The following is a 23,292-nucleotide window of genomic DNA, read 5'->3' as shown; positions in this document are numbered from 1 at the left end:
CGCTCAGGTGCCCGCAACGAGGCCCCATTCGAGCCCGAACTTCGCGAGGTACTTACGCAACCGATCCGCATCGTTCACCACGCTGCGCTGCGCCCGCGAGGCCTGGAACAGCTGCCTTCCGGCCTCCGACAGGCTGCGCGACTTCCGGCACACGCGCAGCACTGCCTCGAGCTGCAGCCGATCGAACAGGTCGAGCGAAGCGGCACGCGCCTCGCCGAGCAGCGCATCGAGGTCGGCAGCCTGTGATTCGCCCGCGAACGGCGCCGGCTGCGCGCGCTTCCACAGCCAGCGCAGCCGCGCGATCTCGGCCTCGACCAGCGCGACCGGGATGCGTCCGCCATCGGCCAGCGTGGCCAGCCGCGTGACGCTGGCCGAGAGGTCGCGGAAGTTGCCGCTCCACAGCGCCTCGGGGCTCTGGGCGAAGCGCAGGTAGGCGGCGCGCGCCTCGGCGTTGAAGCGCACCACGCGGTGGTTCTCGGCCGCATGCAGCGCCAGCAGGTGGTCGACGTTGGGCTCGATGTCCTCGGGGCGTTGCGCGAGGCCCGGCAGGTCGTAGGTCCAGAGGTTGATGCGCGCGAACAGGTCTTCGCGGAAGCGCCCCTCGGCCACGTCGCTGCGCAGGTCGCGGTTGGTGCCGGCGATGAGCTGGAAGTCGCTCTCGACCTCCTTGTCGGCCCCGACGGGGAAGAAGCGCTTCTCCTCGATCGCCTTGAGCAGCATGGCCTGCTCGTCGAGGCCCAGCTCGCCGATCTCGTCGAGGAAGAGCACGCCCTGGTGCGCCGTGCGCAGCAGGCCGGCGCGCTCGCTCGCGGCGCCGGTGAACGAGCCCTTCTTGTGGCCGAACAGCGTGGAGGCGGCGCCGTCGCCGCGCAGGGTGGCGCAGTTGACCTCGACGAAGGCGCCCGTGGCCTGGTGGCGCGACTGCTTGAGCTCGAACATGCGCCGCGCGAGGAAGGACTTGCCCGCGCCCGTCGGCCCCACCAGCAGGATCGGCGCGCGCGAGCGCACCGCCACGCGCTCGATCTCGTCGATCAGCGCGTTGAAGCGCGCATTGCGCGTGGCGATGCCGCTCTTGAGGAAGGCGACCGCGTCGCGCTGCTCGGCGTCGAAGCGGCGCGCGATCACGTCGTAGCGCGAGAGGTCGAGGTCGATCAGCACGCACTTGCCGGCCTCGCCCTCGCGCTGGCGCCGAGGCGGCGAGGTCTGCGCCAGCACGCCGGGGATGGTGCGCGACTCGGACAGCAGGAACATGCAGATCTGCGCGACGTGGGTGCCGGTGGTGATGTGCGACCAGTACTGCTCGCGCTCGGTGTCGAAGGGGTAGGCGCGTGCCCAGTCGTACAGGCGCGAGTAGACCTCGCCGAAATCCCACGGGTCGGCCAGGTCCATCGGCACCAGGTTGACCGTGGTCTCGGGTGAGACGGCCGCGATGTCGGCCTTGACGAGCTCGGCCAGCGCCTTGTGCCTGAGCGTGTAGAGCAGCTCCATGCGCGCCACCACCATGTCCTCGTGCTGCGCGAGCGAGACGGTGGGGCGCCACTTGCTCCAGCGGCCGGCGCCCTGGCCGGCGTCGAGCTGGGTGCCGAGGAAGCTGATGACGACGATAGGTTTCTTCATTGTTGGATAAATAACTAGCCAAAATTATAAGAAACCGCAGAAATCTGTCATGCGCTTGTAGGCTGGAATCAGACTAAGAAGAAAAAATATCCAATGAAATCAATGGGTTGAAACTTCATCGAGTCCGCGCAGGCAAGGCTGGCACACGCGTTGCAATAAGAAGCTCACTCAAGAAGACAAACGATCCAGAAGACAACGAACACAAGGAGAAGTCAGCATGGCCAACCTTCAACTCTTTCAAACGCTGCGCGGTGCACTGCTGCCGCAGGCCACGGCCCGCAACGAAGCGGGCGGTGCCGCCTACGAGCTGTCGCCCAAGCATCGGCTGGCGCAGCTGGCGGCCACCGGTTGCCTGAACAACACCTTCTACGCCCAGGCGCAGGACCAGCTCGATGCGGTGCTGGCGCTGGCCGCGCAGGTCGACCCGGTGTTCGTGGCCAAGACGGCGGTGTACGCGCGCCGTGCCGGCCACATGAAGGACATGCCGGCGCTGCTGGCCGCGACGCTGGCGGTGCGCGACGTGTCGCTGCTGGCCAAGGTGTTCCCGCAGGTGATCGACAACGGCAAGATGCTGCGCAACTTCGTGCAGATGCTGCGTTCGGGCGCGGTGGGCCGCAAGTCGCTCGGTACGCGTCCGAAGAAGCTGGTGCAGCAATGGCTGCTGTCGGCGACCGAGGCGCAGCTGCTGAATGCCGCGGTGGGCAACGCGCCTTCGCTGGCCGACGTGGTGAAGATGGTGCATCCGAAGCCCACCGAGGCCTGGCGCGCGGCATGGTTCGCATGGCTGATCGATCGTCCGTATGCGCTGGAGGCACTGCCTGCGGCCACGCAGGCCTTCGAACGCTTCAAGCGCGACCGTACGCAGGACGTGCCCGACGTGCCGTTCCAGATGCTGACCGCGCTGGAGCTCGACGCGCAGGCCTGGGCTCGCATCGCCGAGCGTGGTTCGTGGCAGATGGTGCGTCAGAACCTGAACACCTTTGCCCGCCATGGCGTGTTTGCGTTGCCTGGCCTCGCTGAAGCGGTGGCCGCCAAGCTGCGTGACCCGCAGGCGGTGGCCAAGGCGCGTGTGCTGCCGTACCAGCTGATGGCGGCCTACACCGCAACCGGTGCCGAGGTGCCGCACGTGGTGAAGGACGCGCTGCAGGACGCGATGGAACTCGCGCTGGCCAACGTGCCGCAGTTCGAGGGCCGCGTGGTGGTGTGCCCCGACGTGTCGGGCTCGATGAGCTCGGCGGTGACGGGTTACCGCGGTTCGGCGACCTCGGCGGTGCGCTGCATCGACGTGGCCGCGCTGGTGGCTGCCGCCGTGCTGCGCCGCAATGCGGATGCACGTGTGCTGCCCTTCGAGACGAAGGTGGTTTCGCTGCAGCTGAATCCGCGCGATTCGGTGATGACCAACGCGGCCAAGCTGGCGGCGGTGGGCGGTGGCGGTACCTCGTGCAGCGCGCCGCTGGCGTGGCTGAACCGCGAGAAGGCGCAGGCCGATCTGGTGGTGCTGGTGTCGGACAACGAATCGTGGGCCGACCGTGCGCGGGGTCGTGGCACCGCGACGATGCAGGAGTGGGAGGCGTTCAAGCAGCGCAACCCGAAGGCGCGGCTGGTGTGCATCGACATCCAGCCTTATGCGACCACCCAGGCGCAGGAGCGCGACGATGTGCTGAACATCGGCGGCTTCAGCGACGAGGTGTTCAAGCTGCTGGCGGTGTATGCCGCGGGTGGCCTGGGCGCCGACCACTGGGTGGGTGTGATCGAAGAGACTTCGATCTGAAGACGTGGAGGTGACGCGGGCGCGGTTCGCGGCACCCCCGAGTCATGGATGAATGTCGTCGTCCGACGAATGCAGATGTGAGTACATCCAACCCCCTCACATCGATCGTTGGTCGCCGGACGGGGACATGGAGTTGAAGTGCGAATGCAGGCAGGACTACATCTGGACGCCCGGGGGTCGAGCCCCGACACCAGTTCGCTGGTGGACATGTCTTGCCATCCTCGTCGCACTCTTTTTTTGCAGCGAATGCTGACGGAACTACAGACTCTTAATCTCGTGGTCGCGGGTTCGAATCCCGCCGGTCGCAAGACCGTAGCTCAGTGGTCAGAGCACGCCGTTTCGTCGATTCCTTTGTCGCTGCTTTTTGTTTTGAGGTGAATGCAGGCAGGTCTACAGGTAAGAGCGTCATGGTCTTGGCCATGAAGGTCCCGGGTCCGACTCCCGGTCTGTTTCGGCAGATAGCTCAGTCAACGACCTGCCGCTCCTCGTCACCTCTTTTTTTTGACGACGCGCGCCATGAGTGCCCGTCGAAGAATCGTTGAAAAATAGACAGAGACTCAGAGAGAAAAAAATGAAAGAACAGAACTACAACCTGCACGAAGTGACCAACGGCGTGCCCGTGAAGATGTGGACCCGCGGCGTGCCCGTGGAAGACGAAGCGCAAAAGCAACTCGAGAACGCGGCTCGCCTGCCGATCGTGTTCAAGCACATCGCGGCCATGCCCGACGTGCACTACGGCATCGGCGCGACCGTGGGTTCGGTGATCCCGACCTTCAAGGCCATCATCCCGGCCGCGGTGGGCGTGGACATCGGCTGCGGAATGATGGCGTGCAAGACCACGCTGCATGCCAACGACCTGCCCGACAACCTGGGCCCGCTGCGCTCGGCGATCGAGAAGGCCGTGCCGCACGGCTCGAACCCCAAGCGCATGGGCCGCGACAAGGGTTCGTGGGAAACGCCGCCCGACGAAACCGACGTTGCCTGGGCCAAGCTGGTGGATGAGTTCGATGCGATCTGCGAGGACTACCCGCGCATCAAGAACACGAACAACCACAAGCACCTGGGAACGCTCGGTACGGGCAACCACTTCATCGAGGTCTGCCTCGACGAGGCGGGTTCGGTGTGGTTCATGCTGCATTCGGGTTCGCGCGGCGTGGGCAACGCGATCGGCACGCACTTCATCGAACTCGCGAAGAAGGACGCGCAGCTGCACCAGCGCAACTTGCCCGATCAGGACCTGGCGTACTTCGAGGAAGGCGCCCAGTACTTCGGCGATTACGTGCGCGCGGTGGGCTGGGCCCAGAAGTTCGCGCGTGCGAACCGCGAGGTGATGATGCAACGCGTGGTCGCGGCCGCGCGCAAGGTGATCGCCAAGCCCTTCGAGGCGCACGTGGAAGCGGTGAACTGCCACCACAACTACGTGAGCCGCGAAACGCACTTCGGCGAGGACGTGCTCGTGACCCGCAAGGGCGCGGTGAGCGCGAAGGCCGGCGAGCTCGGCATCATTCCCGGCAGCATGGGCGCCAAGAGCTACATCGTGCGCGGCAAGGGCAACCCCGAGAGCTTCATGAGCTGCAGCCACGGCGCCGGTCGAAAGATGAGCCGTACCAAGGCGAAGAAGCTGTTCACGATCGCCGACCAGATCGCCGCGACCGAGGGCGTGGAATGCCGCAAGGACGCCGACGTGATCGACGAGATCCCGATGGCCTACAAGGACATCGACGCGGTGATGGAGGCGCAGAAGGACCTGGTGGAGGTGGTCTACACGCTCAAGCAGGTGGTGTGCGTGAAGGGTTAGTGCAAGGAGGTCGTCCGATCGGCCTCCCTTTTTCAGAGAGACCGGACGAGGACGACGAGATGAAGAGCAACAAGCAACGCCGCGCCGAGATCCGCGGCCGCCGCCTCGAGCGCGCGGCGCGCATCGAGGCGCAACTGCGGCTGCCCGATCAGCGGCACCTGCTGTCGCGGCGCGCGCCGGGCTTCGAGCCCGCCGACGTGGCGGTGCTGGCACGCCACAACAACACCTACGGCCCGCTGCCCACCTATTACGTCGACCGCGCCTTCACCTGCCGCGACTGCGGCGCCGAGCAGGTGTGGACGGCGAAGCAGCAGAAGTGGTGGTACGAGACGATGCACGCCAACATCGACAGCCGCGCGGTGCGCTGCCTGCCATGCCGGCGGGCGCTGCGCGCGGCGCGGTCCGCCTCGCGCGAAGGCGAGGGCGCGAACCTGCTGGGCGAGATGTCGCAACGGCTGCGTGCGTTCGCCGACGCACCCGCAACGCCCGCGGCGCGCGCCGAGGTCGATGCCGCGCTCGAGAGCAAGTGGTGGGGCCTGCGCACGCTGGCGGTCGAGGCACTGGGCCATTGGGGGTCGGCGGCCGATCTCGCGCGCCTGCGCGCGCTGGTCGATGCTTGGCAACCCTCATGGAACAGCTGGGAGCGACAGGGCGCGCAGGTGGCAGTCGAGGCCTTGGCCGCGAAGCTGCGCCATCCCGCCGACGAGGACTGGGCGCTCGAAGCCTGCCTGCGCGGCCATGCGATCCCGTGGAACTGGCGTGCCTTCCTGGCCGCCATTCCATCGGCGCGCCTCGCGGCATGCGGCGAGGCGGAGTTCGCTCGGCGCGGCGAAGGGCATCATCGGCTGTTGCGGTGGCTGGCGGTGCTGCAATGCCTGGGGCTCGCGCCCGCGTCGGCGCAGATCGCGGCATTGAACGCCCATGCGGACAAGGAGGTCCGACAGCGGGCCCAACGATTCGGGAGCAAGCCGGAATGAGCGCATCGAAGGAAGAGGTCGTGCCGATGGCGCCGGACGAGGCGGCGGCGCACGACGCGCTGCGCGCCACGCTGCAGCGCGTGGGCGTGGTGTTCGAGTTCAGCGTCCGCCGCGTGGCCGGCGACGCACAGGCCGTGGACGAAGCCCGACATCGCGCGGTGCTGCGGCGGCTGGGCGAGGAAATCATGGCGCGGGCCCAACGCCACTGGCGCGAGGCCATGGCGCAAGACCCGACCTTGCAGCCGGCCAGCTTCGATGCGCAACTGGCCTTCGACGTGGCGAGCGCACGCGCGACGCGGCTCGACGCGGCGGCGGTGGTCGCGGCCGACAGCTATTCACCGAACCATCGCATCGCGCACACGCGCGACCTCGACGAGGTGGACTGGTTCGAGTGGCTCTGCCAGGCCTTCGGCGATCCGCCCTATCCGCTGACCGTGGCCGATGAAGCCGAACGGGCCTCGCTGTTCCCGCGCTTCTGCGAGGCCATCGGACTTCTGCCGGACGAGGGCCTCGTGCTGCTCGACTGGGTCGGCGATCCGGAGCGCGAGCCCGAGCGCAGCCTGTGGAGCGCGTATTTCGAGGACGGCAAGGAGTGGTGGGGCATCTGGTGCTTCACGGTGTGGAATCCGCGCCGTGGCACGCTGGCCGCGGTGATGGCGAGTACGACGGATTGAATGACGGACAACAGGGAAAGGACAACGATGAAACCGCAACGACATGAAGAAGAACGGATCCGCTCGGCCCATCCGGTCGAGCCCGCCATGCGCGCGCAGATCATGGAGGAACTCGCCGCCATCGAGGCGCGGCACGAGGTCACGGTGCTGTTCGCCTGCGAATCGGGCAGCCGCGGCTGGGGCTTCGCCTCGCCCGACAGCGACTACGACGTGCGCTTCATCTACGTGAACCGCCTGCCGTGGTACCTCACGGTGACGCCGCGGCGCGACGTGATCGAGCTGCCGATCAGCGGCGAGCTCGACATCAACGGCTGGGACCTGCGCAAGGCGCTGGGACTGATGCGCGAATCGAACCCGACGCTGCTCGAGTGGCTGCGCTCGCCGATCGTCTACCGCGAGGACGCGCAGGTGATGCCGCGTTTCCGCGCGCTGTCGGAGGCGGTGTTCTCGAATGCGCGCGGCTGGCATCACTACGCCTCGATGGCGAAGAAGAACTTCCGCGAGCACCTGCAGGCCGAGACGGTGCGCTACAAGAAGTACCTCTACGTGTTGCGCCCGCTGCTGGCCGCGCGCTGGATCCGCATGCGGCCCGGCGTGCCGCCGATGCGTTTCGCCGACCTCGCCCAGCACACGCTCGACGCGGTGCGCGACGCCGCGCTGATCGACGAGATCAACGCGCTGCTCGAGGTGAAGATGCGCGCGGGGGAGGCCGCGACCAGTCCGCGCTGGCCGGGCATCCATGCCTTCATCGAGGCGGAGCTGGCCGCGCATGCGGCCGAGCCCGTGACGGCGCTGCCGCCGGCCGATGCGTCGGGGCTCGATGCCTTCCTGAGCGACACGGTGCTGCGTTTCGGGGGCGGCGATGCGAAGAGCGCGGTGCGCCACGAGTCGCAGGGTTGCGGCTGAAGGCGTCGCAAGGACAAACGGGGAACAGGGGCGCGCGATGACCGCGCCCACAACAAGAAGAACAGCCATGAAAGAAGAAATCCAACGAGAACAGGCGCATGCGGCGCCGTTGCAGGCCGTCGTGCTCGACGGCTCCCAAGGCGAGGGCGGCGGCCAGATCCTGCGCACCAGCCTCGCGCTGTCGATGGTCACGGGCCGGCCCATGGCCATCGAGAAGATTCGCGCCGGCCGTGCCAAGCCGGGCCTGATGCGCCAGCACCTCGCGTGCGTGAACGCGGCCGCCGCGATCAGCGGCGCGGCCGTCGAGGGCGTCGAGCTCGGTTCGCAGTCGCTGCGCTTCGCGCCAGGCCCGGTGCGCGCGGGCGAGTACCGCTTCGCGATCTCGGGCGCGGGCAGCTGCATGCTGGTGCTGCAGACCGTGCTGCCGCCGCTGCTGCTGGCGGGTGCTGCGAGCCGGCTGCACCTGAGCGGCGGCACGCACAACCCGATGGCGCCGCCGTTCCATTTCCTCGAGCGCGCCTTCGCGCCGCTGGTGCGCCGGCTCGGCGCCGACCTGCGACTGCAGCTGCGCCGTCACGGCTTCTATCCGGCCGGCGGCGGCGAGGTCGAGGCGGACATCGTGCCGGCGGCCGGCGCGCTGCAGCCCTTCGACCTGCTCTCGCGCGGCGAGGCGCTGGAGCGCCATGCCGAGTGCCTGGCGCCGGGCATCGCGCGCCATGTGATGACGCGCGAGCTCGAGACCCTGGGCGCGGCGATGGGCTGGACCGGCGAGCAGCTGCGCTACGGCGCCACGCGGCAGAACGAGGGCCCGGGCAATGCGCTGATCGCGACGCTGGTGCATGCGGAGGTGACCGAGGTGTTCACGGCCTTCGGCGAGAAGACGCTGAGCGCCGAGCAGGTGGCGCATGCGCTGGTGAAGGAGCTGCGCGACTTCCTCAAGAGCGAGGCGGCGGTCGGGCCGCATCTGGCCGACCAGCTCGCGCTGCTGCTGGCGCTGGCCACCTGGCAGAGCGGCCGCGGCGCGGCGTTCACCTGCAGCGAGGTGACCGAGCACACGCGCACCAACTGCGCGGTGATCGAGCGCTTCCTGCCGGTGCGCTTCGCGATCGCGCAGGCGCGCGCGGCCTCGACGGTGCGCGTCGAACCGGCCTGAGCCAACCCCTCAGGCCAGCGGCGTCGCGTTCGCGTACAGCCGCAGCAGCATCGCGCGCAGGGTCTTGACCTCGGCCGGGCTGAAGTCGGAGATCGCGACCGCCTCGTAGTGCTGTGCGAGCGGGATCAGCTCGAGCGTGAGCGCGAGCCCGCGCTCGGTCAGCGCGATGCGCACCGCGCGCTTGTCGGTGTCGCACTTCTCCCGCATCACCAGCTCGTTGGCCGCCAGCCGGTCGACGATGCGCGACAGCGCCGACAGGTCGGTCGAGGCGTGCGTCGCGAGCTCCGAGAGCGTCTGGCGCGGCGTGTGCTGCAGCGAGGCGCACACACGCCACTCGCTGAGGCTCAGCCCATAGGGCTTGAGGGCCTTGGCGAAGGCATTGCCCATGCGCGCGCCGGCGCGTGCCAGCAGGAAGGGAATGGCCTTTTCGAGGTCGTGTTCTGACGTTGGGGTTTTCATCTAGACATGCTTGATTGTTCAAGTATATAGTCCGCCCACTTATTTGAATAATCAAGTAAATGGAGACAACAAGATGAGCCTCGGACACTCTCGCAGGCACGCCGTCGCGGCCCTGCTGGCCCTCGTTTCGGCGCTGCCGGCGGCGCAGGCGCAGACGGCCGCGAAATGGCCGACCCAGGCCGTGCGCTTCATCGTGCCGTTCCCGGCCGGCTCGGCGCCCGACGTGCTGATCCGCCTCGTGGGCGCGAAGCTCGGCGAGAAGTGGGGCCAGGGCGTGATCGTCGACAACAGGCCCGGCGGCAGCGGCGTGATCGGCATGAACAGCATCCTCGCCGCGCCCGCCGACGGCTACAGCTTCGGCTTCGTGCAGGGCTCGGCGATCTCGGTGGCGCCGAGCACGATCAAGGGCGTGAGCTACGACTTCAACCGCGACTTCGTGCCGGTCACGCTCGCGGCGGTGGCGCCCTTCATGCTCGCGGTACCCGGCAACTCGCCGCACAAGACGCTGGCCGACTTCATCGCGGCCGCGCGCGCCAGACCGCAGGGCGTCGAGGTGGCCGACAACGGCCGCGGCACGGCGCCGCACCTGGCCTCGGCGCTGCTCGGGCTGCAGTCGGGCGCGCAGTTCCTCGAGGTGCACTACCCGGGCGGCGCGCAGGCGATGCAGGCCACGCTCGGCGGCCAGACCCAGATGATGGTCGAGACCTACAACGTGGTCGCGGGCAACGTGCAGGGCGGCCGCATGCGCATCCTGGCCAGCATGGGCGACCGCGTGGAGCCCGGCCTCGAGGCCTTCCCGCTCGCGAGCAAGACCGTGCCCGGTGCGGTGGCGCACGGCTGGTTCGCGGTGATCGCGAAGAAGGGCGTCGACGCGCAGGTGCTCGCGAAGCTCAACAAGGACATGAACGAGGCGCTGCTGCTGCCCGAGGTGGTCGCCAAGTCGCGCGAGCTCGGCACCTATCCGCGCCCCGGCACGCCCGAACAACTGGCGCGCTACATCGCCGAGGACCGCAAGACCTGGCAGGACGTGCTCGACAAGCTGAACATCAAACCGGAGTGAACACCCCATGAAAGACAAGATTGCGCTCGAAGAGCATTTCGCGATCGACCTGACGATCGCCGACTCGCAGGTCTATGCACGGCCCGAGGTGTGGCAGACCCTCAGGAGCAACCTGCTCGACTTCGAGCAGCAGCGCCTCGAGCAGATGGACCAGTGGGGCACGGCCTTCTCGATCCTCTCGCTGAACTCGCCCGCGGTGCAGGGCATTCCCGACGCGAAGCGCGCGGTGGAGGTCGCGCAGCGCGCCAACGACGTGCTGGCCGAGCAGGTGCGCCGCCATCCCGCGCGCTTCGGCGGCTTCGCGGCGTTGCCGCTGCAGGACCCCGAGGCCGCGGCGCGCGAACTCGAGCGCTGCGTGAAGGAACTGGGCTTCCACGGTTTCCTGGTCAACGGCTTCTCGCAGGTCGGCGACGAGCAGACGGTCGTCTACTACGACGACCCGCGCTTCGCCGATTTCTGGCGCGCCGCGGCCGCGTTGGGCAAGCCCTTCTACATGCATCCGCGCGACCCGCTGCTGCCGCGCGAGCCGATCTACGAAGGCGCGCACTGGCTCACCGGCCCGACCTGGGCCTTCGCGGTGGAGACCGGCATCCATGCGCTGCGCCTGCTGTCGAGCGGCCTGTTCGACCGCCATCCCGAACTGCAGATGATCCTCGGCCACTTCGGCGAGGGCATCCCGTTCAACATCTGGCGCGTCGACCACATCCTGCGCAAGGGCCGCCGCGGCATGCCCTGCGACAGGGAGATCGGCGACTACCTGCGCAGCAACGTGCACATCACGACCAGCGGCAACTTCCGCACGCCCACGCTGCTGTCGACCATGCTCGAGGTGGGATCGGACCGCATCATGTACTCGGTCGACTATCCGTTCGAGAAGCACGAGGACGCGGCGCGCTGGTTCGACCGCTGCGAGATCAGCGAGAACGACCGCCGCAAGATCGGCCGCGACAACGCGCGCCGGCTGTTCGGGCTCAACTGAAATGGGCGCGGCGAAAGACACGCGGCCGGTGCTGGTGGCCGGCGGCGGCATCGGCGGGCTGGCGGCGGCGCTCGCGCTGGTGCGCGAGGGTTATCGCGTCAAGGTGATCGAGCAGGCCGGACAGATCGGCGAGATCGGTGCCGGCATCCAGCTGAGCCCGAACGCCTTCGCGGCCTGCGATGCCCTCGGCGTGGGCACGCAGCTGCGCGCCAAGGCGGTCTACACCGACGAGATGGTGATGTTCGATGCGCTCGATGCGCGGCGCGTGGCCGGCATCTCGCTGGCCGACGCTTTCCGCGAGCGCTTCGGCAATCCCTATGCGGTGATCCACCGCGCCGACATCCATGGCGCGCTGCTCGACGGCGTGCAGTCGGCGCGCGACGGGCAGATCGAGTTCCTGACCTCGACCAAAGGCGTGAAGATCGAACAGGACGCGGAGGGCGTGACGCTGATCGACGCGCAGGGCGGGCACCACGAAGGCCAGGCGCTGATCGGCTGCGACGGCGTGCGCTCGGTGGTGCGCCAGCAGTACGTGGGCGACGGCATCCGGGTGTCGGGCCACGTGGTGTTCCGCGCGGTGGTCGACACGGCCGAGTTCCCCGAGGCACTGCGCTTCACCGCGCCGTGCATCTGGGTCGGCCCCAACTGCCACCTGGTGCACTACCCGCTCAAGGGCGGCGACAAGTTCAACCTGGCCGCCACCTTCCACAGCGACCGGCCCGAGGAATGGGGTTCGATGGACGGCGACCCGGCCGAGCTGCTGCGCTTCTTCGCCGGCACCTGCGAGCGGGTGCAGCAGATCCTGCGCGTGCCCCAGGCCTGGAAGCGCTACTCGACCGCCGACCGCAACCCGATCGAGCAATGGACCTTCGGCCGCGCCACCCTGCTGGGCGATGCCGCGCATCCGATGGTGCAGTACCTCGCGCAGGGCGCCTGCACGGCCTGCGAGGACGCGGTCACGCTCGGCCTCGCGCTGCGCCGCGAACAGGGCGACTGGCCGCGCGCGCTCGCGCTGTACGAGCGTTCGCGCGTGGCGCGCACCGCGCGCGTGGTGCTGTCGGCGCGCGAGATGGGGCGCATCTATCACGCCAAGGGCGTGGAGCGGCAGGTGCGCAACAGCATGTGGAAGGGCCGGCCGCAGGAGCGCTTCTACGACGCGCTCGAATGGCTCTACGGCTGGAGCGCCGAGCACTGCCTGGATCTCGACGAGGCGGTCGCGTGAGAGCCAGCGCCGAATCCGTGGGCACGGGCGGTGCCGCCGAAGTGCGCGCGCCGATCGACATCCCCGCGCTGATCGACAGCCATCCGGTCAGCAGCTTCCAGCGCTGGATCCTGGTGCTGGTGGGCTGCGCAGTGGTGATGGACGGCTTCGACGTGCAGGCGATGGGCTTCGTGGCGCCCGCGATCGTGCACGAATGGGGCATCGAGAAGGCCGCGCTGGGCCCGGTGTTCGGCGCCGGCCTGCTGGGCATGCTGGTCGGCTCGCTGGTGCTGAGCATCTGCGCCGACCGCTTCGGCCGCCGGCCGGTGCTGATCGCGGCCACGGTGTTCTTCGCGCTGTGCATGCTCGCCACCACGGGGGTCCACACGCTGGGCCAGCTGCTCGCGATGCGCTTCATCACCGGCATCGGGCTGGGCGGCATCATGGCCAACGCCAGCGCGCTGGCCAGCGAGTACAGCCCGCACCGGCGGCGCGTGACGCTGATGATGTGGGTCTCGTGCGGTTTCACCGGCGGCGCGGTGCTCGGCGGCGCGATCAGCGCGCTGCTGCTGCCGCTGGGCGGCTGGCGCGCGGTGTTCGTGTTCGGCGGCGTGGTGCCGCTGGTGATCGCCGCGCTGATGCTGCGCTACATGCCCGAGTCGATGCAGTTCCTGGTGCTGCGCGGGCGCCGGCTCGACCGGGTGCAGCAGTGGCTGCGCCACATCGCGCCCGGCGTGCCGGTGGATGCCGCCAGCCGCTATGTCGTGCACGAGGCGAAGCAGGACGGCGCGCCGGTGGCCGAACTCTTCCGCGGCGGCCGCGCGCGCGCCACGCTGCTGCTGTGGGGCATCAACTTCCTCAACCTGCTGAACCTGTTCTTCCTCGCCAACTGGCTGCCCACGCTGGCGGTCGACGCGGGCTACAGCGCGAACGTGGCGGTGGCCGCCGGCACGCTGCTGCAGGTGGGCGGCGTGGTGGGCACGGTCGCGATGGGGCCGCTGATCGACCACGTGGGCTTCTACCGGGTGCTGGTGCCGGTGTTCGCGCTCGCGGTGCTGACCATCGCGCTGATCGGCCAGCCCGCGCTGCCGCTCGCGGCCATGCTGGCGGCGGTGGTGGTCAGCGGCTTCTGCATCGTCGGCGCGCAGCCGGCGCTGATCGCGCTGGCCTCGAGCGTCTATCCGACCACGGTGCGCGCCACCGGCATGGGCTGGAGCCTCGGCATCGGCCGCGCGGGCTCGATCGCGGGGCCGCTGGTGGCGGGCTGGCTGATCGGGCTGCACTGGTCGAACGGCGCGCTGTTCATGGCGGCGGCGCTGCCCGCGCTGCTGTCGTGCGCGATGGTGTTCTGCATGGGGCGCACGGGATTCGGCAAAGGCCACAAAGACGGCAACAACGGCAACAACGGCGCGGCGACGCGCGAAGGAGAGAAGACATGACGACGGCAACGGTGGGTGCGCGCGAGGGCGGCGCGGCGGTGGTGGCGGCCCGCGTGCTGATGGCCGCGATCTTCCTGATCGCGGGCACGCGCAAGCTCATGACCTATGGCGCCACGCTCGGCTATTTCGCCAAGCTCGGCATCCCGCTGCCCGACGTGGTGCTGCCGCTGACCATCGCGCTCGAAATCGGCGGTGGCCTGCTGCTGGTCGCCGGCTGGCGCGTGAAGTGGGTGGCGCTCGCGCTCGCGCTCTTCACCCTCGCCACAGCCTTCGCGGCCCATGCCTTCTGGGCGGCCGACGCGGCGCAGTTCAATGCGCAGCTCAACAACTTCCTCAAGAACGTGGCGATGGTGGGCGGCTTCCTGGTGCTGATCGTGCAGGCCCGCGCCAGCGACACTGTGCGCTGAGCGGAAAACTGCTTTCCGTTCGCAGCATGGAAACACGCGCGAGCGCGCGGGAGACTCGCGGCGGGCGCCTCGCGCCCTGAAAAAGAAAGCCCGACGCATGACCATTTCTTCCTTCGTCTACAACAGCGCGCCCCAGCGCGTGGTCTTCGGTGCCGGCACGCTACGGCATCTGGCGCGCGAGATCGAGGCGCTCGGCGCGCGCCGCGCGCTGGTGCTGTCCACGCCCGAGCAGCGGCCGCAGGCCGAGCGCATCGCCGCCCTGCTCGGCGACCATGCGGCCGGCGTGTTCGACCGCGCCGTGATGCATGTGCCGATCGAAACGGCGCGCGAGGCGCGCGAGGTGGCGCGACGGCTCGATGCCGATTGCGCCGTGGCCATCGGCGGCGGCTCGACCACCGGCCTGGGCAAGGCGATCGCGCTCGATTCGGGGCTGCCGATCCTCGCCATTCCCACCACCTATGCGGGCTCCGAGATGACGCCGATCTACGGCATCACCGAGGCCGGCCTCAAGAAGACCGGCAAGGACGCGCGCGTGCTGCCGCGCACCGTGATCTATGACCCCGAGCTCACGCTGAGCCTGCCGGTGTCGATGAGCGTGACCAGCGGCATCAACGCGATCGCGCACGCGGCCGAAGGCCTCTACGCGGTCGATGCCAACCCGATCATGGACCTGATGGCGGTGGAGGGCATCGCCGCGCTGGGCCGCGCGCTGCCCGTGCTGCGCACTTCGGCCCAGGACCTGACGGCGCGCGGCGACGCGCTGTACGGCGCATGGCTGTGCGGCACCGTGCTCGGCAACGTCGGCATGGCGCTGCACCACAAGCTCTGCCACACGCTCGGCGGCAGCTTCAACCTGCCGCATGCCGAGACCCACACCATCGTGCTGCCGCATGCGCTGGCCTACAACGCCGCGGCGGCGCCGCGCGCCATGGAACGCATCGCCGGTGCGCTCGGCGGCCGCAGCGCGGCGCAGGCCGTGTACGAGCTCGCGCGCGACAACGGCGCGCCGGTGGCGCTGCGCGACATCGGCATGAAGGAAGCCGACCTCGACGTGGCCTGCGCGCAGGCGCTGCAGAACCAGTATCCGAATCCGCGTCCGCTGGAGCGCGATGCGATCCGCGCGTTGCTGCAGAACGCCTGGGAAGGCGCGCGGCCCTGAGCGGCCGCTTTTCTCCTCTACCCAAAAAGAAGAAGGGCGCGAAGGGCCCGCCGTGCTGGCGGGACCTTCGCGCCCTTCGCGCGAGGTCCGGGTGCGGTTCTCAGTTGGCCGCTTCGCCGCCCGCGGGCTGCGTGCTGGCCACCGAGGGCACGCCCTGCAGCTGCTTCACTTCGGCCAGGTAGGCCGGGCTGTTGCGCAGGCGCTCGTAGGCGGCCGTGCGTTGGCGGAAATCGGGGTTGGTGCTGTCGATGCCGTCGATGCGCGCGTACTGGTTGAGGCCGGCGCGGGTCCACAGCGCGAGGTCGGCCTTCACTTCGGCGCGGCTCAGGGCGCCGGCGGCCACGTTCTCGCCGGCTTCGCTGCCGACCCATGCTTCCTGCGGTGCCTGGGCCACGGTCTTCGAACGGTCCAGGTCGGCGCGCACGTCGGTGCGGCTCAGCGCGCTGCCGGTGGTGGCGATCGGCGCGCCCACCCAGGCTTCGGCCGGCACGGTCTGGGCCGAGGCGGCGCCGGCTGCGAGTGCGAAAGCGGAGAGGGCGATGAGTTGCTTGGTGTTCATGATGGGAGTCCCTTCGGATGTCTGTGTGGGCGGCGGACATTCGTCGTTGCCACGGGATGCAGTGTGAAACCGCATCGTGGTTCGCGCTGTGCGTTTGCGCACCGCTTTCGATCGATCGCGCGGGGCCGTGAACCCCACTGGCAGCGGGGAGAAACGGGGGCGAAGGCTCAGGCCGTTCGCACCGCGTACAGCACCGCCAGCGGCTCGGTGCGCCCGCGCACCGCGAGCATCTCGGGCTCGCCGAGCGTCTCGGCCGCGCCGGCCTGCTGCGCGGCGAACAGCGAGAGCACCAGCCGCGCCGAGGCCTTCTTCGAATGGTCCTGCAGCCGGCTCGCGGTGTTGACCACCTCGCCGATCGCGGTGAAGGTGGTGGTCTCGAGGTAGCCGACCTCGCCGACCGCGGCGCGGCCCGCATGCAGGCCCATGCCGAAGTCCAGCCGCTGGCCGAACTGGGCCTCGAAGCCCTCGCTCCAGGCGTCCATGCGCTCGCCGATCAGCGCGGTGGCGCGCAGCGCCTGGCGGCATGCGGTGGCGAGGTCGGTCTCGAGGCCGAAGATCGCCATCACGCTGTCGCCGATGAACTGGTTGGGCACGCCGCCGGCCTCGCGCACGGCGGCGCCGACGGTGGCGAAGTAGCGGTCGAGCACGTAGGCGAGGTCGAAGGGCCACTGGCGTTCCGACAGCCCCGACCAGCGCCGCAGGTCGACGAACAGGATCGCCACGTCGCGCTCGTGGCCGAAGCTGCCCACGGGCGCGGGCCGGCCCTCGTTGGGGCGCGGCGCGAACAGCGGCGTGACCTCGATGTCGCCGCGCGGGCGCAGCTGGCAGGCCAGGCGCACGTCGGCCGGCGCGCGCACGCGTTCGAGCGTGCGCTGCTCGTCGCGGCCCGGCGGGTCGACGTGGCCGGCGGGCCCGTTCACGCGCACGCGGCAGGTCGAGCAGCGCGCGCGGCCGCCGCAGGCCGACAGGTGGGCGATGCCGTGCGAGCGGCTGGCCTCGAGCACGCTCCAGCCGCGCGGCACGTGCACCGTGCGCTCGGGATAGCGCAGCGCGATCGAGGGCCGGCCCGACCAGCGGTAGAAGGCCGTGCGGCCCCAGCGCGCGAGCAGCAGCGCGGCCAGCGCCAGCGCATAGAAGAGCTTGATGTTGCGCTCGATCGCGCCGAGCACGCGTGACTGCTCGGCCGTGGGCACGGCCGTCGGCGGCACGCCGGTCCACTGGAACTCGCGCCCCATCGAGACGAAGCCCACGGCGGCCATCAGCGGCAGCACGACGGCGATGGCCAGCAGCAGGTGCGAGAAGCGGCGGTACCAGGGCTGCACGCGCAGCGCGAAGTGCAGGCCCAGGCAGCCGTGCACCCAGGCCGCGAGCATCAGCGCGAACTGCGCGCTCGCGCCCGGCAGGTCCCACAGGCCCCAGACCACGCGCGCGTACGAGCCCTCGATGCCGTAGACGGTGTAGGCACCGCGCATCGCCGTCAGGTGGGTGGCCAGCAGCAGCGGCAGCGAGAAGCCCAGCAGCACGCGCAGGCCCTCGAGCGGCGGCATGCGCAGCGTGCGCCGCTCCCACAGCGCGACCACGGCCAGCGCCAGGTGCGCCAGCGCGGCGCCATACAGCAGCAGGGTGCCGGGCAGGCTGTGCCAGAAGGCGCGCAACTGGTCGAGCACCGCCTCGGCCCGGGCGAAGGAGGCGATGCCCAGCGCATGGTTGAGCAGGTGCAGCGTGACGTAGGCCATCAGCACGATCCCGCTGGCCCAGCGCAGGTTGCGCCGCGTGGGCGTTCTCAGGGCGGACGGGGAACGTCTGTGCATGCGGCGGGTCGGAAGGGCACCCGAGCATAATGCGCGGCGCCCACCGACCCGGCATGGCCTCCACCACACCTTCCCCGTCTTCCTCCCCGGCTCCGGCCGCTCCGCGCTCCAGCCTCGCGCTGCGCCAGATCGCGCTCTTCGCGGGGCTGTCCGAGCAGCGGCTCGACCAGCTCGCGCAGCAGTGCCTGTGGCACAGCGTGGCCGCGGGCAAGCCGCTGCTGCTGCGCGCCGAGCAGCAGGGCGAGGTGTTCCTGCTGGTCTCGGGCCGCGTGCGCGTGACCACCTATTCGGCCAACGGCCGCCAGGTGACCTTCCGCGACTCCGAGGCCGGCGAGCATTTCGGCGACATCGCCGCCATCGACGGCGGGCCGCGCTCGGCCGACGTGGTCACGCTCGAACCCTGCGTGGTCGCCAGCCTCGACCGCGCCGCCTTCCTGGCCCTGCTGCGCGAGGAGCCGCTGGTGGCCGAGCGCGTGATGCAGCGGCTGGCCGCGCTGGTGCGTCAGCTCAGCGAACGCGTGATCGACCTCAGCACCCTCGGCGTGCAGAACCGGCTGCATGCCGAGCTGCTGCGGCTGGCGCGCGGCGCCGGCTTCGACGGCAACCAGGCGCGGCTCGAGCCCGCGCCGCGCCATGCGGCCCTGGCCAGCCAGATCAGCACCAACCGCGAGCAGGTCACGCGCGAGCTCAATGCGCTGGTGCGCAGCGGCGTGCTGCGCAAGGACGGCCGCGCGCTGGTGCTGGAAGATGCCGGCCGATTGGAGCGGATGGTGGCCCAGGTACGCGGCGACGCGTCCTGAGCCTCCGCGCGATCAGTTCCAGCGGCCGGTCGTGCCGCCCACGCTGAAGCGGCCAGCGCCCAGCAGCACCACGGCGAGCGCGCCGAACAGGTACAGGCCCTGCAGTTCGAGCGCCCAGCCGCCCTGATTGGTCAGCGCGAAGAAGTCGCCCATGTGCACCAGGCCGAAGGCGAACAGCATGTTGACCACGATCACCGCGGCCGCGGCGCGGGTCCAGAAACCGGCGATCAGCAGCAGCGGCGCGACGATCTCGCCGACGTAGACCAGGTAGGCCAGGCCACCGGGCAGGCCGGCCTTGGCCAGCATGCCGCCGATGAAGCCGACGCCGGCCGAGAGCTTGAAGATGCCGTGCAGCAGCACGAGCACGCCGATGGCGACGCGCAGCAGCAGCTTGCCGGCGTCGTCGTTGGCAAGGGCGGGGGCGGCGAACGACGAAGCGATCGGCGCACGCGGGGTGGCGGCGGTGGCGGCCTGGGTGTTCATGGCGGTTCCTCGAGCGGTCAGGATGGAAAAAGACAGTGCCCGCCCGCGGGATGCGGGCAGGTCCGTTTCCAGTGTGCGCAGGAGGCGGCGGGCCGGTCGGTGCGTTTACGCACCTTTTTTCGCGAAAGCCGCTCGGGCGGGCGGATCAGCGGCCCAGGAAATGCCCGGTCCACTTGCGCTCGTAGTCCATCTTGTGGAAGTGCGCGGCCATGAAGTCGATGAAGCTGCGCACCTTGGCCGACAGGTGCTTGCGGCTCGGGTAGGCCAAGTTGATGCGCAGGTGCGGCAGGTCCCAGTCGTCGAGCGTGGGCACCAGTCGGCCGGCCACGATGTCGTCGTAGACGATGTAGGTGGGCTGCACCAGGATCCCCATGCCGTCGAGCGCCGCGGCGCGCAGCACCTGGCCGTCGTTCGATTCGAGCAGCCCCTGCACCGACACCGTGCGGACCTCGCCGTCGCGGCCGGTGAAGCGCAGCTCGTTGGGGTTGTTGGCGTAGGTGTAGATCAAGAGCTTGTGCTGCTGCAGCTCTTCCAGCGTCTTCGGGAAGCCGTGCTGCGCGAAGTAGCGCGGCGAGGCCGCGAGGATGCGCCGCGTCTCGCCGAGGCGGCGGATCGTCACGTTGGAATCGGGCTCGTACTCGCGCGTGCGGATCGCCACGTCGATGTTGTTGTCGATCAGGTCGAAGTAGCGGTTGGCCGCCTCCACGTGCACCTTCACGCCGGGGTAGCGCTGGGTGTACTCGCGCAGCAGCGGCGCGATGTGGTGGATCGAGAACGACAGCGAGGCCGTGATGCGCAGCGTGCCCGTGGGCTGCAGCGCGGTGGCGTTGACGGCCGTCTCGGCATCATCGAGGTCCGACAGGATGGTGCGCGCGCGGCCGCAGAACTCGCGGCCGGTGTCGGTCAGGTAGAGCCGGCGCGTGTTGCGCTCGACCAGCCGGGCCCCCAGCCGCGCCTCGAGCGCGCTCAGGTGGCGGCTCGCGGCCGCGTTCGACAGCCCCAGCGCCTCGGCGGCGCGGCTCAGGCTGCCGGCGTCGGCAATCTGCACGAGCAGGGCGATTTCGGTCCAGCGGTCCATGGGGCGTGTCTCCGGCGAGCGTCTTTTTCGGGCTGGGGGATTTTGTCCCAGGGGGTGGGTCGACCGTTCCGCTGGGCGGAAAAATCATTTGCGCCGAGGTGCTTTGCGCCCTCCGGTCCGACGCCTAGAGTCGGGCGAACCCCTCGAACGAATGGAGACAGCCGCCATGCGCAATCTCAACCAGGACAACATCACCCAGGCCGTGCTCGCGCGCTTCGCCGACACCCCGAACCCGCGGCTGCACGAGATCGTGACCAGCCTGGTGCAGCACCTGCACGCCTTCGCGCGCGAGGTGAAGCTGACCGAGGCGGAGTGGAAGCAGGGCATCGACTACCTGACGGCCACGGGCCAGATGTGCGACGACACGCGCCAGGAATTCATCCTGCTGTCGGACGTGCTGGGGCTGTCGATGCTCACGATCGCGATGAACAACGACAAGCCCGCGGGCTGCACCGAGGCGACGGTGTTCGGCCCGTTCTACGTCGAGGGCGCGCCCGAGTACGCGCATGGCGACGACGTGGCCAACGGCGCGGCCGGTGAGCCCTGCGACGTCAGCGTGACGGTGCGCGGCCTCGACGGCGCGCCGGTGGCCGGTGCCGTGGTCGACGTGTGGCAGGCCGACGCGGGCGGGCACTACGACGTGCAGCATCCCGAGCTCGGCCATGCCGAGAACCGCGGCCGCCTGCACACCGGGCCCGACGGCGCGCTGCATTTCCGCAGCGTGCTGGCCGAGGCCTACCCGATCCCGACCGACGGCCCGGTGGGCCAGCTGCTCGACGCCACCAGGCGCCATCCGTGGCGGCCCGCGCACCTGCACTTCATGATCCAGGCGCCGGGCTACGAGCGGCTCATCACCCACGTGTTCCGCGAGGGCGACCAGTGGCTCGATTCCGATGCGGTGTTCGCGGTGCGCGAATCGCTGGTGGCGCCGTGGACGCGGCAGGCCGACGGCCGCTGGCGGCTCGATTTCGACTTCGTGCTGAACCCGCTCGCGGCGGCGCCGGCGCGATCCGCACCGCAGGCCGCGGCACAGCCGGCCTGAACACCGACCACGACACACACCGGAACCAGGAGACAGAGGAATGAACGACACGCTGCAGCAGGAGCTGCTGATCCGCCGCATGATCGAGCGCTGGGCCGTCTGGCGCGATGCCGGCGACTGGGAGCGCTTCGCCACCGTGTGGCATCCCGAGGGCGTGATGATGGCGACCTGGTTCCAGGGGCCGTTCGCCGAGTTCATCCGCGTCACGCAGGAAGGCTGGGCCAAGGGCGTGAGCATCCTGCACTTCCTCGGCGGCTCGGCGATCGAACTGGCGGGCGAGCGCGCCATCGTGCAGACCAAGATGACGATCTCGCAGCGCGGCCTGGTCGAGGGCGTGCCCTGCGACGTGGTGTGCACCGGCCGCTTCTACGACTTCGTGGTGCTGCACGAGGGGCAGTGGAAGCTGCTGCACCGCCAGCCGATCTACGAGAAGGACCGCATCGACCCGATCGATCCGGCCGCCACCGTGACCCTCGATGCCGCCAAGCTGGCCGAGCTGCCCGAGGGCTACCGCCACCTGGCCTACATCCAGCAGCGCATCGGCTACACGGTGAAGCTCGACATGCCGATGCTCAAGGGCTCGGCGGTCGAGGCGCTGTACCAGCGCGGCGCGCGCTGGCTCGCGGGCGGCGCGCTCGAGCGCTGAGCCGGGCCGGATCGGGGCCGAAGCGGCCCGCGCGCCTTCCTGCTACGCTCGCCGGGGCCCGCCGCGACGACGGGCTTTTTTTCGCGCGCCGTCCCTGCCCATGGTCTTCCCCCTCATCACCGACCCGCACTTCTACGCGGTCGCCATTCCCGCCGTGCTGCTGCTCGGCATCAGCAAGAGCGGCTTCGGCGCGGGCTTCGGCTCGCTCGCGGTGCCGTTGATGGCGCTGGCGGTCACGGTGCCGCAGGCCGCGGCGATCCTGATGCCGCTGCTGCTGTTGATGGACCTGCTGGGGCTCGCGGCCTTCCGGCGCGACTTCGACCGCTCGCTGCTGAAGTTCCTGATCCCCTTCGGCCTGCTGGGCACGGTGATCGGCACGCTGCTGTTCCGTGCGCTGTCGGCGCACACGGTGGCGGGCATCGTGGGCGTGTTCACGCTGCTGTTCCTGGCGCAGCGCGTGCTGTTCCCGCCCAAGCCCGACGATCCGCTGCCCTCGCGCGGCATCGGCGCCGCGCTGACCACGGTGTCGGGCTTCACGAGCTTCATCGCGCATGCGGGCGGGCCGCCGATCAATGCCTACGTGATCCCGCTGCGGCTGCCTCCGGTGGTCTTCACGGCCACCATGGCCTACTTCTTCTTCGTGGTGAACCTCAGCAAGTGGATCCCCTATGCGTGGCTGGGCCTGATCGACCTGCGCACGCTGGCCACCTCGCTGGCGCTGATGCCCTTCGCGCCGCTGGGCGTGTGGGTCGGCATCCGCATCGCGCGGCGCATCGACGCCACCTGGTTCTACCGCTTCGTCTACCTGGGCATGCTGCTGACGGGGCTCAAGCTCGTCTACGACGGCTTCGTGGCGGCCTGAGTCCCGCCGCCGTGGCGCTCAGAATTCGACGATCGACTTGAAGCCGCCGAAGATCATGCGCTTGGCGTCGAAGGGCATGGTCTTCGGGTCCATCGCCGCGATGCGCGGGTCGGCCATCACCTTGGCGTTGACCGTGTCGCGGTGCTTGCGCGACTTGTAGACGATCCACGAGAACGCGACCACCTCGTCGGCCTTGAGCTTCACGCTCTGCGGGAACGAGGTCAGCTTGCCGGGCTTGACGTCGTCCGCGACGCACTCCACGTATTCGAGCGCGCCGTACTCCATCCAGACCTTGCCGGCCTTGCGCGCCACCTTGCGGTAGGCCTCCACGTTCTTGGCGGGAATCGGCACGATGAAACCGTCGACATAGCGAGCCATGGGAACACTCCTTGAAAAGAAGGGAAAGAGAAA

Annotated in this window: 23 protein-coding genes; 16 read left to right on the top strand and 7 right to left on the bottom strand. The window is 69.6% G+C overall.

Going from position 1 to position 23,292, the window contains the following annotated elements; translation table 11 throughout:
• Positions 1–3: 3 nt before the first annotated feature.
• Positions 4–1,617: an RNA repair transcriptional activator RtcR gene (gene rtcR, locus AC07PU_RS34110; protein ID WP_495322638.1), complete on the bottom strand. Its 1,614-nt coding sequence runs from the start codon at positions 1,615–1,617 to the stop codon at positions 4–6.
• Positions 1,618–1,834: 217 nt separating this feature from the next.
• Between rtcR and AC07PU_RS34105 the strand changes: the two genes are divergently transcribed.
• From AC07PU_RS34105 to rtcA, 6 genes are all read left to right on the top strand, one after another.
• Positions 1,835–3,388 (top strand): vWA domain-containing protein, encoded by a 1,554-nt coding sequence (locus AC07PU_RS34105; RefSeq protein WP_495322637.1) that lies wholly within the window; start codon positions 1,835–1,837, stop codon positions 3,386–3,388.
• Between the two features lie 571 nt (positions 3,389–3,959).
• A complete protein-coding gene (locus tag AC07PU_RS34100; RefSeq protein ID WP_495322636.1) occupies positions 3,960–5,186 on the top strand; it encodes an RtcB family protein in 1,227 nt (408 codons plus the stop codon).
• 59 nt (positions 5,187–5,245) lie between these two features.
• Positions 5,246–6,163: a zinc-ribbon domain containing protein gene (locus tag AC07PU_RS34095; RefSeq protein ID WP_495322635.1), complete on the top strand. Its 918-nt coding sequence runs from the start codon at positions 5,246–5,248 to the stop codon at positions 6,161–6,163.
• Positions 6,160–6,837 (top strand): hypothetical protein, encoded by a 678-nt coding sequence (locus AC07PU_RS34090; RefSeq protein WP_495322634.1) that lies wholly within the window; start codon positions 6,160–6,162, stop codon positions 6,835–6,837. The genes AC07PU_RS34095 and AC07PU_RS34090 overlap by 4 nt, the downstream gene beginning before the upstream one ends.
• A 27-nt stretch (positions 6,838–6,864) precedes the next feature.
• Positions 6,865–7,743 (top strand): nucleotidyltransferase domain-containing protein, encoded by an 879-nt coding sequence (locus tag AC07PU_RS34085; RefSeq protein ID WP_495322633.1) that lies wholly within the window; start codon positions 6,865–6,867, stop codon positions 7,741–7,743.
• Between the two features lie 67 nt (positions 7,744–7,810).
• On the top strand, positions 7,811–8,896 hold the full coding sequence (rtcA, locus tag AC07PU_RS34080; protein WP_495322632.1) for an RNA 3'-terminal phosphate cyclase: 1,086 nt from the start codon (positions 7,811–7,813) through the stop codon (positions 8,894–8,896).
• A gap of 9 nt (positions 8,897–8,905) precedes the next feature.
• Here rtcA and AC07PU_RS34075 read toward each other — a convergent pair whose 3' ends face one another.
• Entirely contained in the window at positions 8,906–9,355 is a 450-nt protein-coding gene (locus AC07PU_RS34075) for a MarR family winged helix-turn-helix transcriptional regulator (protein WP_093347531.1), read from the bottom strand.
• A gap of 73 nt (positions 9,356–9,428) precedes the next feature.
• On the opposite strand from AC07PU_RS34075, the gene AC07PU_RS34070 reads away from it, so the two are divergent.
• From AC07PU_RS34070 to AC07PU_RS34045, 6 genes are all read left to right on the top strand, one after another.
• Positions 9,429–10,415 (top strand): Bug family tripartite tricarboxylate transporter substrate binding protein, encoded by a 987-nt coding sequence (locus AC07PU_RS34070; RefSeq protein WP_495322631.1) that lies wholly within the window; start codon positions 9,429–9,431, stop codon positions 10,413–10,415.
• Between the two features lie 7 nt (positions 10,416–10,422).
• A complete protein-coding gene (locus tag AC07PU_RS34065; RefSeq protein ID WP_495322630.1) occupies positions 10,423–11,394 on the top strand; it encodes an amidohydrolase family protein in 972 nt (323 codons plus the stop codon).
• A 1-nt stretch (position 11,395) separates the two neighbouring features.
• Complete coding sequence (locus tag AC07PU_RS34060) at positions 11,396–12,616, top strand: 3-hydroxybenzoate 6-monooxygenase (protein WP_495322629.1); 1,221 nt, start codon at positions 11,396–11,398, stop codon at positions 12,614–12,616.
• On the top strand, positions 12,613–14,034 hold the full coding sequence (locus AC07PU_RS34055; protein WP_495322628.1) for an MFS transporter: 1,422 nt from the start codon (positions 12,613–12,615) through the stop codon (positions 14,032–14,034). Before AC07PU_RS34060 ends, AC07PU_RS34055 begins: the two co-directional genes overlap by 4 nt.
• Complete coding sequence (locus tag AC07PU_RS34050; RefSeq protein WP_495322627.1) at positions 14,031–14,441, top strand: DoxX family protein; 411 nt, start codon at positions 14,031–14,033, stop codon at positions 14,439–14,441. The genes AC07PU_RS34055 and AC07PU_RS34050 overlap by 4 nt, the downstream gene beginning before the upstream one ends.
• Positions 14,442–14,538: 97 nt before the next feature.
• The gene (locus AC07PU_RS34045) at positions 14,539–15,600 is read left to right on the top strand and encodes a maleylacetate reductase (RefSeq protein ID WP_495322626.1); all 1,062 of its coding nucleotides are present in this window, start codon (positions 14,539–14,541) and stop codon (positions 15,598–15,600) included.
• A 100-nt stretch (positions 15,601–15,700) separates the two neighbouring features.
• On the opposite strand, the gene AC07PU_RS34040 is transcribed toward AC07PU_RS34045, so the two are convergent.
• On the bottom strand, positions 15,701–16,159 hold the full coding sequence (locus AC07PU_RS34040; RefSeq protein ID WP_495322625.1) for a hypothetical protein: 459 nt from the start codon (positions 16,157–16,159) through the stop codon (positions 15,701–15,703).
• A 167-nt stretch (positions 16,160–16,326) separates the two neighbouring features.
• The gene (locus AC07PU_RS34035; RefSeq protein ID WP_495322623.1) at positions 16,327–17,970 is read right to left on the bottom strand and encodes an adenylate/guanylate cyclase domain-containing protein; all 1,644 of its coding nucleotides are present in this window, start codon (positions 17,968–17,970) and stop codon (positions 16,327–16,329) included.
• A gap of 53 nt (positions 17,971–18,023) precedes the next feature.
• Between AC07PU_RS34035 and AC07PU_RS34030 the strand changes: the two genes are divergently transcribed.
• Entirely contained in the window at positions 18,024–18,770 is a 747-nt protein-coding gene (locus AC07PU_RS34030; protein WP_495322622.1) for a Crp/Fnr family transcriptional regulator, read from the top strand.
• A 12-nt stretch (positions 18,771–18,782) separates the two neighbouring features.
• Here AC07PU_RS34030 and AC07PU_RS34025 read toward each other — a convergent pair whose 3' ends face one another.
• Together AC07PU_RS34025 and AC07PU_RS34020 are read right to left on the bottom strand one after the other, a co-directional pair.
• Positions 18,783–19,253 carry a DoxX family protein gene (locus tag AC07PU_RS34025; protein WP_495322621.1) on the bottom strand — a complete coding sequence of 157 codons (471 nt, stop codon included), beginning with the start codon at positions 19,251–19,253 and terminating at the stop codon, positions 18,783–18,785.
• Between the two features lie 145 nt (positions 19,254–19,398).
• Positions 19,399–20,331, bottom strand: a complete 933-nt coding sequence (locus AC07PU_RS34020) for a LysR family transcriptional regulator (RefSeq protein ID WP_093347507.1) — start codon at positions 20,329–20,331, stop codon at positions 19,399–19,401.
• 166 nt (positions 20,332–20,497) lie between these two features.
• On the opposite strand from AC07PU_RS34020, the gene AC07PU_RS34015 reads away from it, so the two are divergent.
• From AC07PU_RS34015 to AC07PU_RS34005, 3 genes are all read left to right on the top strand, one after another.
• A complete protein-coding gene (locus AC07PU_RS34015) occupies positions 20,498–21,373 on the top strand; it encodes an intradiol ring-cleavage dioxygenase (protein ID WP_296799151.1) in 876 nt (291 codons plus the stop codon).
• A 40-nt stretch (positions 21,374–21,413) separates the two neighbouring features.
• Positions 21,414–22,019: a nuclear transport factor 2 family protein gene (locus tag AC07PU_RS34010; RefSeq protein ID WP_495322620.1), complete on the top strand. Its 606-nt coding sequence runs from the start codon at positions 21,414–21,416 to the stop codon at positions 22,017–22,019.
• A 100-nt stretch (positions 22,020–22,119) separates the two neighbouring features.
• Positions 22,120–22,881 (top strand): sulfite exporter TauE/SafE family protein, encoded by a 762-nt coding sequence (locus AC07PU_RS34005; RefSeq protein ID WP_495322618.1) that lies wholly within the window; start codon positions 22,120–22,122, stop codon positions 22,879–22,881.
• 18 nt (positions 22,882–22,899) lie between these two features.
• Here AC07PU_RS34005 and AC07PU_RS34000 read toward each other — a convergent pair whose 3' ends face one another.
• Complete coding sequence (locus AC07PU_RS34000) at positions 22,900–23,259, bottom strand: DUF1428 domain-containing protein (protein WP_093347496.1); 360 nt, start codon at positions 23,257–23,259, stop codon at positions 22,900–22,902.
• Positions 23,260–23,292 lie beyond the last annotated feature (33 nt).

The organism is Variovorax sp. GW821-FHT10D07, assembly GCF_059415325.1.
This window is presented reverse-complemented; position numbering and strand designations above follow the sequence as displayed.

Coding starts and splice junctions, on each gene's coding strand:
- AC07PU_RS34105 (WP_495322637.1), top strand. CDS start 1,835: ATGGCCAACCTTCAACTCTTTCAAACGCTGCGCGGTGCACTGCTGCCG.
- AC07PU_RS34000 (WP_093347496.1), bottom strand. CDS start 23,259: ATGGCTCGCTATGTCGACGGTTTCATCGTGCCGATTCCCGCCAAGAAC.
- AC07PU_RS34060 (WP_495322629.1), top strand. CDS start 11,396: ATGGGCGCGGCGAAAGACACGCGGCCGGTGCTGGTGGCCGGCGGCGGC.
- AC07PU_RS34065 (WP_495322630.1), top strand. CDS start 10,423: ATGAAAGACAAGATTGCGCTCGAAGAGCATTTCGCGATCGACCTGACG.
- rtcR (WP_495322638.1), bottom strand. CDS start 1,617: ATGAAGAAACCTATCGTCGTCATCAGCTTCCTCGGCACCCAGCTCGAC.
- AC07PU_RS34075 (WP_093347531.1), bottom strand. CDS start 9,355: ATGAAAACCCCAACGTCAGAACACGACCTCGAAAAGGCCATTCCCTTC.
- AC07PU_RS34100 (WP_495322636.1), top strand. CDS start 3,960: ATGAAAGAACAGAACTACAACCTGCACGAAGTGACCAACGGCGTGCCC.
- rtcA (WP_495322632.1), top strand. CDS start 7,811: ATGAAAGAAGAAATCCAACGAGAACAGGCGCATGCGGCGCCGTTGCAG.
- AC07PU_RS34025 (WP_495322621.1), bottom strand. CDS start 19,253: ATGAACACCCAGGCCGCCACCGCCGCCACCCCGCGTGCGCCGATCGCT.
- AC07PU_RS34070 (WP_495322631.1), top strand. CDS start 9,429: ATGAGCCTCGGACACTCTCGCAGGCACGCCGTCGCGGCCCTGCTGGCC.
- AC07PU_RS34035 (WP_495322623.1), bottom strand. CDS start 17,970: ATGCACAGACGTTCCCCGTCCGCCCTGAGAACGCCCACGCGGCGCAAC.
- AC07PU_RS34010 (WP_495322620.1), top strand. CDS start 21,414: ATGAACGACACGCTGCAGCAGGAGCTGCTGATCCGCCGCATGATCGAG.
- AC07PU_RS34095 (WP_495322635.1), top strand. CDS start 5,246: ATGAAGAGCAACAAGCAACGCCGCGCCGAGATCCGCGGCCGCCGCCTC.
- AC07PU_RS34030 (WP_495322622.1), top strand. CDS start 18,024: ATGGCCTCCACCACACCTTCCCCGTCTTCCTCCCCGGCTCCGGCCGCT.
- AC07PU_RS34085 (WP_495322633.1), top strand. CDS start 6,865: ATGAAACCGCAACGACATGAAGAAGAACGGATCCGCTCGGCCCATCCG.
- AC07PU_RS34050 (WP_495322627.1), top strand. CDS start 14,031: ATGACGACGGCAACGGTGGGTGCGCGCGAGGGCGGCGCGGCGGTGGTG.
- AC07PU_RS34015 (WP_296799151.1), top strand. CDS start 20,498: ATGCGCAATCTCAACCAGGACAACATCACCCAGGCCGTGCTCGCGCGC.
- AC07PU_RS34005 (WP_495322618.1), top strand. CDS start 22,120: ATGGTCTTCCCCCTCATCACCGACCCGCACTTCTACGCGGTCGCCATT.
- AC07PU_RS34020 (WP_093347507.1), bottom strand. CDS start 20,331: ATGGACCGCTGGACCGAAATCGCCCTGCTCGTGCAGATTGCCGACGCC.
- AC07PU_RS34090 (WP_495322634.1), top strand. CDS start 6,160: ATGAGCGCATCGAAGGAAGAGGTCGTGCCGATGGCGCCGGACGAGGCG.
- AC07PU_RS34040 (WP_495322625.1), bottom strand. CDS start 16,159: ATGAACACCAAGCAACTCATCGCCCTCTCCGCTTTCGCACTCGCAGCC.
- AC07PU_RS34045 (WP_495322626.1), top strand. CDS start 14,539: ATGACCATTTCTTCCTTCGTCTACAACAGCGCGCCCCAGCGCGTGGTC.